Annotated in this window: 12 protein-coding genes; 9 read left to right on the top strand and 3 right to left on the bottom strand. The window is 31.0% G+C overall.

Annotated elements, in window-relative coordinates:
• Positions 1 to 171: 171 nt before the first annotated feature.
• From opp4A to opp4C, 5 genes are read left to right on the top strand one after another with little or no spacing between them, the layout of a single operon-like run.
• Positions 172 to 1,884 (top strand): oligopeptide ABC transporter substrate-binding protein, encoded by a 1,713-nt coding sequence (gene opp4A, locus CD155_RS04755; protein ID WP_103212679.1) that lies wholly within the window; start codon positions 172 to 174, stop codon positions 1,882 to 1,884.
• A gap of 53 nt (positions 1,885 to 1,937) precedes the next feature.
• Positions 1,938 to 2,933: an ABC transporter ATP-binding protein gene (locus CD155_RS04750; protein ID WP_103212678.1), complete on the top strand. Its 996-nt coding sequence runs from the start codon at positions 1,938 to 1,940 to the stop codon at positions 2,931 to 2,933.
• Positions 2,926 to 3,909, top strand: a complete 984-nt coding sequence (locus CD155_RS04745; RefSeq protein WP_103212677.1) for an ABC transporter ATP-binding protein — start codon at positions 2,926 to 2,928, stop codon at positions 3,907 to 3,909. The genes CD155_RS04750 and CD155_RS04745 overlap by 8 nt, the downstream gene beginning before the upstream one ends.
• Positions 3,902 to 4,864, top strand: a complete 963-nt coding sequence (opp4B, locus tag CD155_RS04740; protein ID WP_103212676.1) for an oligopeptide ABC transporter permease — start codon at positions 3,902 to 3,904, stop codon at positions 4,862 to 4,864. Before CD155_RS04745 ends, opp4B begins: the two co-directional genes overlap by 8 nt.
• Before the next feature lie 17 nt (positions 4,865 to 4,881).
• On the top strand, positions 4,882 to 5,763 hold the full coding sequence (gene opp4C, locus CD155_RS04735; RefSeq protein ID WP_103212675.1) for an oligopeptide ABC transporter permease: 882 nt from the start codon (positions 4,882 to 4,884) through the stop codon (positions 5,761 to 5,763).
• Positions 5,764 to 5,822: 59 nt separating this feature from the next.
• On the opposite strand, the gene trpS is transcribed toward opp4C, so the two are convergent.
• Positions 5,823 to 6,812, bottom strand: coding sequence for a tryptophan--tRNA ligase (trpS, locus tag CD155_RS04730; RefSeq protein ID WP_070832021.1), 990 nt, complete (start codon positions 6,810 to 6,812; stop codon positions 5,823 to 5,825).
• 291 nt (positions 6,813 to 7,103) lie between these two features.
• Between trpS and spxA the strand changes: the two genes are divergently transcribed.
• The 4 genes from spxA (at position 7,104) to pepF (ending at position 11,544) form a co-directional block, all read left to right on the top strand.
• Positions 7,104 to 7,499: a transcriptional regulator SpxA gene (spxA, locus tag CD155_RS04725; protein WP_001829294.1), complete on the top strand. Its 396-nt coding sequence runs from the start codon at positions 7,104 to 7,106 to the stop codon at positions 7,497 to 7,499.
• A gap of 383 nt (positions 7,500 to 7,882) precedes the next feature.
• The gene (gene mecA, locus CD155_RS04720; RefSeq protein ID WP_103212674.1) at positions 7,883 to 8,605 is read left to right on the top strand and encodes an adaptor protein MecA; all 723 of its coding nucleotides are present in this window, start codon (positions 7,883 to 7,885) and stop codon (positions 8,603 to 8,605) included.
• 96 nt (positions 8,606 to 8,701) lie between these two features.
• Positions 8,702 to 9,685 (top strand): competence protein CoiA, encoded by a 984-nt coding sequence (locus CD155_RS04715; protein WP_103212673.1) that lies wholly within the window; start codon positions 8,702 to 8,704, stop codon positions 9,683 to 9,685.
• A 50-nt stretch (positions 9,686 to 9,735) separates the two neighbouring features.
• Entirely contained in the window at positions 9,736 to 11,544 is a 1,809-nt protein-coding gene (gene pepF, locus CD155_RS04710) for an oligoendopeptidase F (RefSeq protein WP_103212672.1), read from the top strand.
• Between the two features lie 338 nt (positions 11,545 to 11,882).
• On the opposite strand, the gene yjbH is transcribed toward pepF, so the two are convergent.
• Both yjbH and CD155_RS04700 read right to left on the bottom strand, forming a co-directional pair.
• A complete protein-coding gene (gene yjbH / locus CD155_RS04705; RefSeq protein ID WP_002441849.1) occupies positions 11,883 to 12,680 on the bottom strand; it encodes a protease adaptor protein YjbH in 798 nt (265 codons plus the stop codon).
• A 16-nt stretch (positions 12,681 to 12,696) separates the two neighbouring features.
• On the bottom strand, positions 12,697 to 13,068 hold the full coding sequence (locus CD155_RS04700; RefSeq protein ID WP_070872998.1) for a truncated hemoglobin YjbI: 372 nt from the start codon (positions 13,066 to 13,068) through the stop codon (positions 12,697 to 12,699).
• Positions 13,069 to 13,139 lie beyond the last annotated feature (71 nt).

Genomic DNA, 13,139 nt, shown 5'->3' with positions numbered 1-13,139 from the left:
GTTTCAGTATGTATATATTTAAAAATATAATTCGCACATCTTTTTTATTTTGATAAACATTATAGAAATTAAGAAAACAAATTATCAGAAATTTCTAAAAATTAACTTGTAATATAAATTTTTAATAGTAAACTAAAACAAACAACTAAGAATTAGCAGGAGGGGAATTGGATGAGAAAATACTTTAAGTATTTAACTCTAGTTTTAATTATTATATTAGTACTAAGTGGCTGTGGAAAAGGCAAACAACAAGACGCTTCTAATGATGAAAGTAAAACTGATACTTCTGAACATAAAGGCGGTACATTAAAAGTTGGTATGCCTGCTGCACCTACTGGCGTTTATTCATCAATTTTAAGTTCTGATCACACAGATGCTACAGTTGAAGGTTATTTTAATGAAAATGTCATTAAAGTTGATAAAAAAGTTAAACCTAAACCTTTTATTGCTTCATGGAAAGATATTGACCCAGGTAAAAAAATTGAATTTAAGATTAAAAAAGGTATCAAATGGCATGATGGTAATGAATTGACAATAGATGATTGGATTTACACTTTAGAAGTGTTAGCAAATAAAGATTATTCAGGAAGTTACTATCCATCTGTAGAAAATATTAAAGGTGCCAAAGAAATGCACGATGGTAAAGCAGATCATATTAGTGGTATTAAGAAGAAAGATAATTATACTATGGAGGTTACATTTGATAAGAAGAAAGTTAATTATTTAACTGGATTTATATCTGGGCCTCTGTTAAGTAAGAAATATTTAAGCGATGTCCCTGTAAAAGATTTAGCTAAGTCAGATAAAATTCGTAAGCATCCTATTGGTATTGGACCGTATAAAGTTAAGAAAATTGTTCAAGGTGAAGCGATTCAATTAGAACGTTTTGATGATTATTGGCAAGGTAAACCAGCTTTAGACAAAATTGAAATAAAAGTAATCGATCAACCACAAATGATTAAAGCTTTGGAAAAAGGCGATATTGATTTAGTGAATGAAGCTACGGCGCCAATGGCTAAAGAAGCTAAAAAGTCTAAAGAAAAAATTAAAGTTTTATCTACGCCAAGTCTTGATTATGCAGTTATTGGTTTTGTATCACATGATTATGATAAAGCTAAGAATAAAACTGGTGAAGTTCGTCCAAAATATGAAAGTAAAGAACTTAGACAAGCTTTACTTTATGCAATTGATAGAAAAAAATGGATTAATGCATTCTTCAATGGTTATGGAACTGAAATCAATTCATACGTTCCTTCAACAGAATGGATTGCAGCTGATTCAAAAGATTTAAAAGAATATAAATATGATCCTGAGAAAGCTAAAAAGATTCTAGATAAACTTGGTTATAAAGATAAAGATGGTGATGGATTTAGAGAAGATCCTAAAGGTAAACCATTTGTTATTAATCTTAAACATTATGCTGGTTCAAACCCAACATTTGAACCAAGAACTGCAGCAATTAAAGATTTCTGGGAAAAAGTTGGTCTAAAAACTAAAGTTAAATTAGTAGAGTTTGGAAAATATAATGATGATTTAGCTAATGCCTCTAAAAATATGGAAGTGTACTTTAGAACTTGGGCAGGTGGAACTGATCCAGATCCATCTGATTTATACCATACTGATAGACCAATGAATGAAATGAGAACAGTTCTTCCAAAATCAGATAAGCTTTTAGATGATGCTTTAGATTTTGACAAGGTTGGTAAAGATGAGAAAAAACGTAAAGAACTATATGTTCAATGGCAAAAATATATGAATGAAGAGTTGCCTGCTTTACCAATGTTACAAATGAAATCTATAAGTATAGTTAATGATAAAGTTCGTAACTATGATATAGAAATTGGTAGTGACAAAGATTTATATCAATTAACGAAGGTTAATTAAAATGAGCTAAACCTCGACGATTTGTCGGGGTTTATTTTTAAAGGGGGGATATGATGACGAATCATCTTTTAGAAGTTAAAGAACTTGAGACATCTTTATTTATAAATAAACAATGGTATCCTACAGTCGATAAAGTAAGTTTTAAATTAGAAAAAGGTGAAGTTTTAGGTGTAGTGGGTGAATCGGGTTGCGGAAAATCAATATTGAATAAGTCAATTATTAAGTTATTACCAGACAAAATATCGAAAATTACACATGGTGAAGTTATTTTCGAAGGAAAACGCATAGATGAATATAACGAGAGTGATTTTCTTAAAATTAGAGGTAATGATATAGGAATGATATTCCAAGAACCTATGACAGCATTAAATCCTGTATTCAAAATAAAAAATCAAATCATTGAAAGTATATTAGTACATCAAAAGAAATCTAAAAAAGAGGCGTATCAAGAAGCTAAAGATTTATTGTTAAAAGTTGGAATTTCTAGACAAGAGGAAGTTCTAAATAGTTACCCTCATCAACTTTCAGGAGGAATGAGACAAAGAGTAATGATAGCAATGGCAATTAGTTGCTCTCCAAAATTACTAATAGCTGACGAACCTACTACTGCATTGGATGTGACTATACAGGCTCAAATTTTAGATTTATTAAAGAACATTCAAAAAGATACTCAGATGTCCATCATATTAATTACTCATGATTTAAGTGTCGTTTCAGAATTCTGTGACAAAGTAATGGTTATGTATGCGGGCCAAATCGTAGAGTATGGAGAACTTAAAGAAATTTTGGAAAATCCTAAACATCCATACACTAAAAAATTATTGAGAACTATTCCTACTTTAGATAGTGAAAGAGAAAGATTAGAAACGATCGAAGGAATAGTGCCATCTATCACGGAATTTCAATTTAATAATTGTAGATTTGCAAATCGATGTGATGAAAAATTAGATATTTGTAATAGTATATGTCCAAGTATGAGTAATATAAATGACACTTTAGTTCGATGTCATTTATTCGATAGAAAAAGTGAGGCAGAACATCATGAATAACTTATTAGAAGTAAAAAATGTCAAAAAATACTATGAATTAAAGACAGGTATATTTAAAAATAAACAATATGTTAAAGCTGTTGATGACATCTCTTTTTCTATTAAGAAAGGTCAAACATTCGGTTTAGTAGGTGAATCAGGTTGTGGTAAATCCACAATTGGTAAAACTATTGTTAGATTGGATACAGTTACGAGTGGTCAAATTAAATTAGACAATAAAGATATTACATACTTAAAAGGTAAAAAATTAAGAGAAGCTAGACAAGATTTTCAAATGATATTTCAAGATCCCTACGCTTCTTTGAATCCTATGCAGATGGTAGGAAATATTGTAGCTGAGCCTTTATTAAATTACAAGAAAATGAGTAAAGAAGAAGTTAAAGCAGAGGTAATGCATTTACTCAATTGTGTAGGTCTTGGTGAAGAAGCATTTTATAAATATGCTCATGAATTTTCCGGTGGTCAAAGACAACGTATAGGAATAGCAAGAGCTATAGCTTTGCGCCCTAAATTAATAGTTGCTGATGAACCAGTGAGTGCATTAGATGTATCAGTTCAATCACAAGTGTTAAATATTTTGAAAGACTTACAAGATGAATTTAAACTTAGTTATCTATTTATAGCTCATGATTTAAGCGTTGTAAAACATATAAGTGATGTTATAGGAGTGATGTATTTAGGTCATATGGTTGAAATAGCTTCTCATAAAAATATTTACAATAAGCCTTTACATCCTTATACTCAAGCACTTATTTCTTCAATTCCACAATTTAATCAAGAAAAAAAGAACAGAGTTATTTTACAGGGTGAGTTACCTTCACCTAGTAATCCTCCTAGTGGTTGTCCATTTCAAACAAGATGTCCATTAGTTCAAGATAAATGTAAAAGAGAAAAACCTCAACTAAAAGAAGTAATAAATGGTCATAAAGTCGCTTGTTTTTATCCTAAAAGTGTGGGGAGTGTAGCTAATGGTTAAATTAATACTTAAACGATTAGGATTAATGATTCCTTTGCTTATTTTAATTTCTATGGTTGTGTTTTCATTGGCAATCATACAACCGGGAGATCCATTTTCCGGACAGCAAGGCCCAAACATTAAGCAAGAAGCTCTTGATGCGCAAAGAGAAAAGTTAGGACTAAATGATTCTATACCAAAACAATATATAAGATGGGCAAATAATATTGTTCATGGCAATTTTGGAGAATCGATTAAATATAAAAGACCGGTAATGGATTTAATTAAAGAAAGGTTACCTAACACGATTCTTCTAGGTGCAATGTCTCTTATTATTACATATATAATTTCTTTCACATTAGGAATTATTTCAGGTAGATATGCATATACAATTAGTGATTATTCAATTCAAATATTTAACTATATCATGTTAGCAATTCCTTCCTTTATAGCTGGAGTATTTGCAATTTTCTTCTTTGCATTTCAATTGAATTTATTTCCATTTCAGGGATCCGTAGATATCAATGTACAAGAGGGAACACTATCTTATTATATAAACAAGATATATCACATAATTTTACCTGCAGCGACATTGGGATTACTTTCTACAGCAGGCTATATACAATATTTACGTAACGATATTATTGAAAACTCCCAAAAGGATTATGTCTTAACTGCACAATCAAAAGGTCTTTCTACCAATAGAATTTATATCAAACATATTTTGAGAAACTCATTAATTCCTATTATTACATTTTTAGGAGCAGATATTGTCAGTATTTTAGGTGGTGCAGTCATTACAGAAACTATATTTTCATACAATGGAATAGGAAAATTATTTTTAGAATCTGTGACAGGTCAAGATTATCCGGTAATGATGGCAATGACATTATTTTTCTCATTTTTAGGATTATTAGGTAACTTAATTTCAGACATTACGTATGGTCTAGTTGATCCAAGAATACGAAGTAATTAAATGAGAGGATGATTATCTTGAAGAAAAAATCTTATTCGCCATTTGCAATATCTTTAAGAAAGTTTTGTCACAATAAACTAGCTATGATTTCACTTACTTTTCTTATATTAATAGCAATTATTTCAATCATTGCGCCTCTGATTGCACCTTTACCAATAAACAAACAAGATTTATTAAATATTAAAGGTGATATGTCAGTTGAAAATCTATTAGGTACTGATGCTGGAGGGAGAGATAATTTTAGTAGGTTGTTGTATGCTGGAAGAATTTCTCTAGCTATTGGTTTTACATCAACTATAGGTATGCTCGTATTAGGGATAACTATTGGTGTAATTTCAGGCTATTTTGGTGGAATTTTAGACACTATATTAATGAGGGTTACGGAGTTTGTTATGTTATTTCCATTCTTAATTTTTGCAATTGTTTTAAATGCAGCATTAGGAGATAAAATTAAGAATCCATATGGCTCAGCCATCATTTTAGTATTTGTAATTATTATCCTTAGTTGGGGAGGCATCGCTAGGTTAGTAAGAGGTAAGGTACTACAAGAAAAAGAAAATGAGTACTTTTTAGCAGCACAATCTATAGGTACACCTACATACAAGATTATATTAAAACATTTGCTCCCCAATATTTTAAGTGTAGTTATTGTACAAGCAACATTAACGTTTGCTGGAATGATAGTTGTCGAATCTGGACTTAGCTTCTTAGGTTTTGGTATAAGCAAATCAATACCTTCTTGGGGTAATATGCTAAGTGATGCTCAAGAAGGGGATGTATTAAGTAGTAAGCCGTGGATTTGGATGCCCCCAGCTTTGATGATTACACTCACTATATTAAGTATTAACTTTGTAGGTGAAGGTCTTAAAGATGCATTTAATCCTAAGGGAAGAAAATAATAAATTAATCATAAATAAATGGTACTGGAGTAGTTGTTCCAGTACCATTTATATTGTAATTATCTTTTACGTCCTAATCCCATTGCTTTTTCCATTTTTTTCAATGTTTTAAATGAAGCTTTATGCGCTTTGTCTCTACCTTTATCTAAGATGTCGTCTAATTCATCTGAATTATAAAAGCTTTCATATTTTTCTTGGAAATTAATAAGGAATTCTTTAACGATTTCAGCTAAGTCGCCTTTAAACTTACCATAGCCTTCGCCTTCGTATCTTGCTTCAATATCTTTAATAGGTTCATCAGTTAAACCAGAATAAATTGATAATAAATTAGAAACGCCAGGTTTATTATCTCGGTCGAATTTAATAACCCCGTCAGAGTCTGTTACAGCACTTTTGATTTTTTTAGCAGCCACATTCGGCTCATCTAAAAGTGAAATAAAGTTTTTCTGATTATCATCACTTTTACTCATTTTCTTAGTAGGGTCTTGTAAACTCATTACGCGCCCGCCAACCTTAGGCATACGGATTTCTGGTTTTACTAAAACATCATTATAACGACTGTTAAAACGATCTACTAAGTTACGTGTAAGTTCCATATGTTGTTTTTGGTCGTCTCCTACTGGAACGATATTTGTATTATAAATAACGATATCGGCTGCCATTAAAGGAGGATAAGTTAATAAACCTGCTGGTACGCCATCGACACGTTTTTGAGCTTTATCTTTAAACTGTGTCATACGTTCAAGTTCACCTATTGAAGCAATTGTTGTAAGCATCCAACCAGCTTGCACGTGCGCAGGAACTTCAGATTGAATAAAGAGTGTTGATTTATCTGAATCAATTCCTGTTGCTAAATAAATTGCTGCTAATTGTCGAATTTGTTTACGTAATTTCAAACGATCTTGTGGTACTGTAATGGCGTGTTGATCAACGATACAGAAAAAACAATCATAGTCATCTTGTACATCTACGAATTGTTTTAGTGCACCTATATAATTGCCAATAGTAGGAATACCACTCGGTTGAATTCCTGAAAATAAAGTTTCCATATTAGATGCCTACTTTCTAATTAATATTGTTTAGATAACATTATAACAGTATTTCTTTAAATTGTAAGTTGTGTTAGAATATTAGTATATTTGGGTATACACAATATACAAATTAATTATTTGATGAATTTCAAGATTTCTCAGAAAAATTAGGATTTTCTCATTTAATTTTAATCTTAGGTGGTTATACTATTAAGTGTAAGATTAAGAAAGCTTAAAAATTCAATTTCTTAAATCGATAATTATATTAAAAATAATGAATTTAATTCATTCAATAGGAGAGTGAGATGTATGGTAACATTATTTACTTCACCAAGTTGCACATCTTGCCGTAAAGCGAAAGCATGGTTACAAGAACATGACATTCCATATACGGAGCGTAACATTTTTTCTGAACATTTAACAATTGATGAAATTAAACAAATTTTAAAAATGACTGAAGACGGAACTGATGAAATTATTTCAACTCGTTCTAAAACATATCAAAAATTGAATGTAGACATTGATTCTTTACCTTTACAAGATTTATATTCTATCATTCAAGATAACCCAGGTTTATTACGTCGCCCTATTATTTTAGATGACAAACGTTTACAAGTTGGATACAACGAGGATGAAATTAGACGTTTCTTACCAAGAAAAGTTCGTACGTTCCAATTACAAGAAGCTCAACGTTTGGTTGACTAATAACCAATATAACTATGTGATTTAATCACTTTACTAAAAGATTCAAGGGAGAGGGACAGAAATATAATTTAGCAAAATTATATTCGTTGTCCCACCCCGGCAAAGATGGCTAGGATTGAAAGAAGCTTGATATAAGCGCACTTTTAATTCAGACATCTACTGCCAATATGTTAAGAAGGCTGAGACAATTAATTATGTCCCAGTCTCTTTTGCATGTTGCGACTTATTATTGACGGATGGTTTTTTGGCGTCAAAATAGGGAATATGTTAATATGAATATCCAAATGAAAATAGTTAAATTTAATCAAACAAATAGATTGTAATTTACGTTCCGTTCTAATACAATATGATTACTATTCATCGACTGTAAGGAGTGAGATGATATGAGAATAGAACGCGTTGATGATACAACAGTTAAATTGTTTATAACATACAGCGACATTGAAGCACGTGGTTTTAACCGTGAAGATTTATGGACTAACCGTAAACGTGGCGAAGAATTCTTCTGGTCAATGATGGACGAAATTAATGAAGAAGAAGATTTTGTGGTAGAAGGTCCTTTATGGATTCAAGTACATGCTTTCGAAAAAGGTGTGGAAGTTACCATCTCTAAATCTAAAAATGAAGATGCAATGAACATGTCTGATGAAGATACAAATGATCAGTTTGATGATCAAGTTAATGAATTACTAGCTCAAACCTTAGACGGTGAAGATAATTTAGAAGAGTTATTTGAACAACGCAGTCAACAGAAGAAAGCAGAACAAAAAGCTAATCATGAACGTACTCAAAAACGTTCAAATGTTAGAACAGTAATTGTTAAATTTGACGATTTAGAACATGTCATTAATTATGCATATCACAATAACCAAAATACGAATGAATACGAAGATTTATTATATATGATTAATAATCAGTATTATTATTCAATTCATTTTGATGACTCTGTTTCTCAAGAAGCCATTAATGATAGCTATAGTCAATTATTAGAATTTGCTTATCCAACTGATAAGACAGAAGTTTATTTAAATGACTACGCTAAAATCATCATGAGTCATAATGTTACTTCTCAAGTTCGTAGATATTTTACTGACGCAGAAGAATAATAAGAGTTTTTTACAAGGTGCCTTATAAAGGCGCCTTTTTTTAATTTTTAAAAGTAAAAATACCTACAACCTCGTTGTAATATATGAGGTGAAGAGATGTTAGTAGCAATTGGTGAAAATAATCAAAGAATTTTAGCTAAAAATGCATCAAAAAAACAAATGTATATGTGTCCACATTGTCAATCCGAAGTTGTGTTTCGACGTGGAGAGAAAGTCATTCCCCATTTTGCACATAAAGTAAAAGGTTCTAGACCATGCTATAAAAATGAAACGTATGAACATTATCAAACGAAAATATTATTAGCTCAGAAATTTGAGAAATTAAATCATCATGTACAAATTGAGCCTTATTATGGTGGGGTATATCAATATCCTGATTTAGTTATTGATAATAAATTTGCTATAGAAGTCCAATTTTCTAGAATAAGTGTAAATGAAATTATGAAAAGAACTAGAGGACTAGAAAGCATTGGATTAAGCGTTTATTGGTTGATTAGTGATATGGTAATCAAAAAGAACATCATGAAACTTAATCAATTTCAAGCTACATTTATTAACCCTATGAGTCGGACACTTTTCACATGGAGTATCGACAAAGCAGAATTAGTAATCTATAGACATCTTCAAAATATTGGTGGGAAAAAATTTGTAGCTAAAAGTTATACATCAAATTTAACAACGCTTTTTGATAAAGGTAATCACAGACATTATAAAGTCTATCAATTAACCAGAACCAAAATTTTAAACTACATTAAGCAATGTAGATGGAAAAATTCTGTATTAGAGCCAACTTTAAGTGCAATGTATCAATTACGAATGAATGATGAAAAGGTTTGCAATAGATTAGGATTTATTTTTGAAAATCAAATATACATCGAAACACATCCTATTGAATGGCAGCTTCAATATTTATTACTGAGACGAGATTTTAAGAGTTATGAAGCGTGTCAATTATTGATGCGTAAAGTTAAATTCAGGCGTTTTGCATGCTATAGGTACAACAAATTCACAGTATTGAAGAATCTAGTAAACGAATTTGAGAAAATGTATTTTATTAAATGCTTAAACGTGCAAAAGTAGTCCTAAAATGAGAAAATTAAGCTATTGATATAATCAAGGAGGTTTACTTTATGAGTCAACAATTAACAAGAGAAGAACAGGAACGTAAATATCCTGAATATACATGGGATTTAACTACAATTTTCAAAGATGATAATGCTTTCGAAGAAGCCTTTAAAGAAGTTGAAAATGAAATAGGTAAAGAAGAGCAGTTTAAAGGTCACTTAGGGGATAGTCCTGAAACGCTATACAACGCATTAGCGTTTGAAGATGAATTAGGATCTAAACTGGAAAAAGTTTATGTCTATGCACACCTTAAACAAGACCAAGATACTGCTAATGATAAATATACTGGATTAGAAGCACGTGCACATCAATTGGTTATTAAATATAGTTCTGCGTGGAGCTTTTTAGTACCTGAAATACTTCAAATTGATGAGTCTACAATTGAATCTTTTGTTTCATCATACGATAAATTAAAACGTTACGAGTTTGATTTGAAACTCATCAATGAAAAGCGTCCACATATTTTAGATGCGAATACAGAAAAATTATTAACTGAAGCACAAGATGCTTTATCAACGCCTTCAAATGTTTATGGCATGTTTAGTAATGCAGATTTAGAATTTGAAGACGCAATTGATAAAGATGGGAATGCACATTCACTCACTCAAGGTACATTTATCAAATATCTTGAGTCAGATGATCGTCATTTAAGAGAGTCAGCTTTTAGAAATGTATACAAAGCTTATGGCTCACACAATAATACATTAGGTGCAACATTAGCAGGTGAGGTTAAGAAAAATGTGTTTAATGCTAGAACACATAACTATAACTCTGCTCGTGAACGCGCATTAAGTAATAATCATATACCAGAAGAAGTATACGATAACTTAGTTAAAACAGTGCACAAATATCTTCCGTTGTTACACAGATATACAAAATTAAGAAAAGAGTTATTAGGTATTGAAGACTTAAAAATGTATGATTTATATACGCCTCTAGTTAAGGATGTAAAATTTGAAATGCCTTATGAAGAAGCTAAATCATGGATGCTAAAAGCTTTAGAACCAATGGGTGAAGAATACTTAAATGTAGTTAAAGAAGGTTTAGAGAATCGATGGGTCGATGTATATGAAAACAAAGGTAAACGTTCTGGGGGTTACTCATCTGGTGCGCATTTAACAAATCCTTTTATTTTATTAAATTGGTCTAATACTGTTTCTGATTTATACACATTAGTACATGAGTTTGGTCATTCAGCACATAGTTATTTTAGTCGTCAAAATCAGCCATCAAATTTAAGCGATTATACAATTTTCGTTGCTGAAGTAGCATCTACATGTAATGAAGCATTACTAAGCGATTATATGGATAAGCATTTAGACGATGAGCGTCGTTTACTTTTATTAAATCAAGAATTAGAACGTTTCAGAGCAACGTTGTTCCGCCAAACTATGTTTGCTGAATTTGAACATAAAATTCACCAAATTGAAGAAGCTGGGGAACCACTTACACCGACTCGTATGAATGAAGAATACGCGAAGCTTAATAAGCAATATTTCGGTGATGCTGTTGAAACGGATGAAGATATTAGTAAAGAATGGTCACGTATTCCACACTTTTATATGAATTATTATGTATATCAATACGCTACTGGTTATAGTGCAGCACAAAGTTTAAGTCATCAAATTTTAACAGAAGGTAAGCCGGCAGTTGAAAGATATATTAATGAATTCTTGAAAAAAGGTAGTTCAAATTATCCTATTGATATCTTGAAAAATGCGGGTGTAGATATGACTACTCCTAAACCAATTGAAGAAGCATGTGAGGTATTTGAACAAAAATTAGACGCTTTTGAAAAACTTATGAAAGCTTAACATGATTGAATTCGCTTACAATTTGAACAGATTGTGACAATTTAAATTTATAATTAATCAAAGGTTGAAAAGGGGTATGTACCGTGTTATATTATGAACATGAAATTAATCACATAACAAACATACCCCTTTGTTTGAAGTGAAAAATTTCTCCCATCCCCTTTGTTTAGCGTCGTGTAATCAGACACGGCGTTTTTTTATGTTCAAATTTAAATCGCTAATTTTTGCATGTGTAAAATATACATTTTATATACATAAAAGAGTATAAGATTACTCGTATATAGATATGAAAAAGGACGACTAAAAGTTAGTCGTCCTTTTTCATATCTATGATTCAATTAACACTGAGGCATTTTGGATTTCCAAAAATCGCCTTCAGGATACTGTAATTTCTCAACCTTTTGTTGCAGTGATAGTTTTTTTAATTCTTTATTTAATAATTTTTCTGGCCATTCGTATATAGTTAATAATTCTTCCATTGTAACTAATTGTTTCTTTTGAATATATTGTTCTAATTTAGGCGGAAGATTCTTTTCGATAGGTTTGCCCATTAACTCATTGATAATATAAGTATAAATATGGTATGGATATAAGCCTTCGACTTTTAAACCTTCTTCGTGCACATCTTCACTGAAGAAAACGAGAGAAGGCGCTTGTTCGATATCCATTTCGCGAGCAATATGAAGATCAACTTTTAAACTGTCTGTGAGTTTACTTTTTTGTAAATCTTCCTTGAAAACTTCATAATCTATGCCTGCATTTTTTATGCAATCACAAATCATGTCTTCTGTAATAATATCACGCTTAGGTATTATTTCATTCTGCATTAAATGAATAAATCTCTCAGCTCTTATACGACCTTGTAGTTCTGCAGCTTTATATGCAAGAGCGATATTATCGAAATCAGAAGTACTTTGAGCTTGACACTTTGTTAAAACCTTTAGAGATGGATTTAAGATATGTCTTACTCGGATATATTGATTATATTCAATTCTTAATTTAGATAAGATAGCTGATAATTTAAAACACTCTTTACTAAAAGGATCAAAAAATGAATAGATTTCTATTTTACTTACAGGTGACAGATTTGTCTCTTCACGACTCTTATTATCCATTATTCTTAATTCTTCAGCCATGTATATTCACCTACAATTATTTTTCGGAATTTACCATGTGATTAGCAGTTAAACGTAGTCTTTCGAATAAATAATCACCGACACCTGCAGGGAAGTTTGCATGTTGAATCGCTGTATACATGTTTTCTAACCATGCATCACGTTCGTATTCAGTAATTGTAAATTCCATATGTCTTCTTTTTAACATGGGATGACCATGTTCTTGAGTATATAAGTCTGGTCCACCAAGAAACTGAGTTAAAAACTGCTTTTGTTTTCGACTTGTTTCCCTAAAATCCCCTGGAAATAGATAATTAATTCGTTCGTCTCTTTCGACTAGATAATAAAAGTGGTCAATCATTTGATACAATGCTTCTGGACCTACTATCTCATATGGTGTTTTAGACATAATATCACCGTGTTCCATTAATATATATCTAATATAACATGAATTTTTACATTTGAAAGTAATTTGCCCTT

Origin of the sequence: Staphylococcus caprae (genome assembly GCF_002902725.1) — a bacterium.
GTDB lineage: Bacteria > Bacillota > Bacilli > Staphylococcales > Staphylococcaceae > Staphylococcus > Staphylococcus caprae.
The sequence above is the reverse complement of the archived record's forward strand: the minus strand, read 5'-3'. Positions and strand labels throughout refer to the sequence as shown.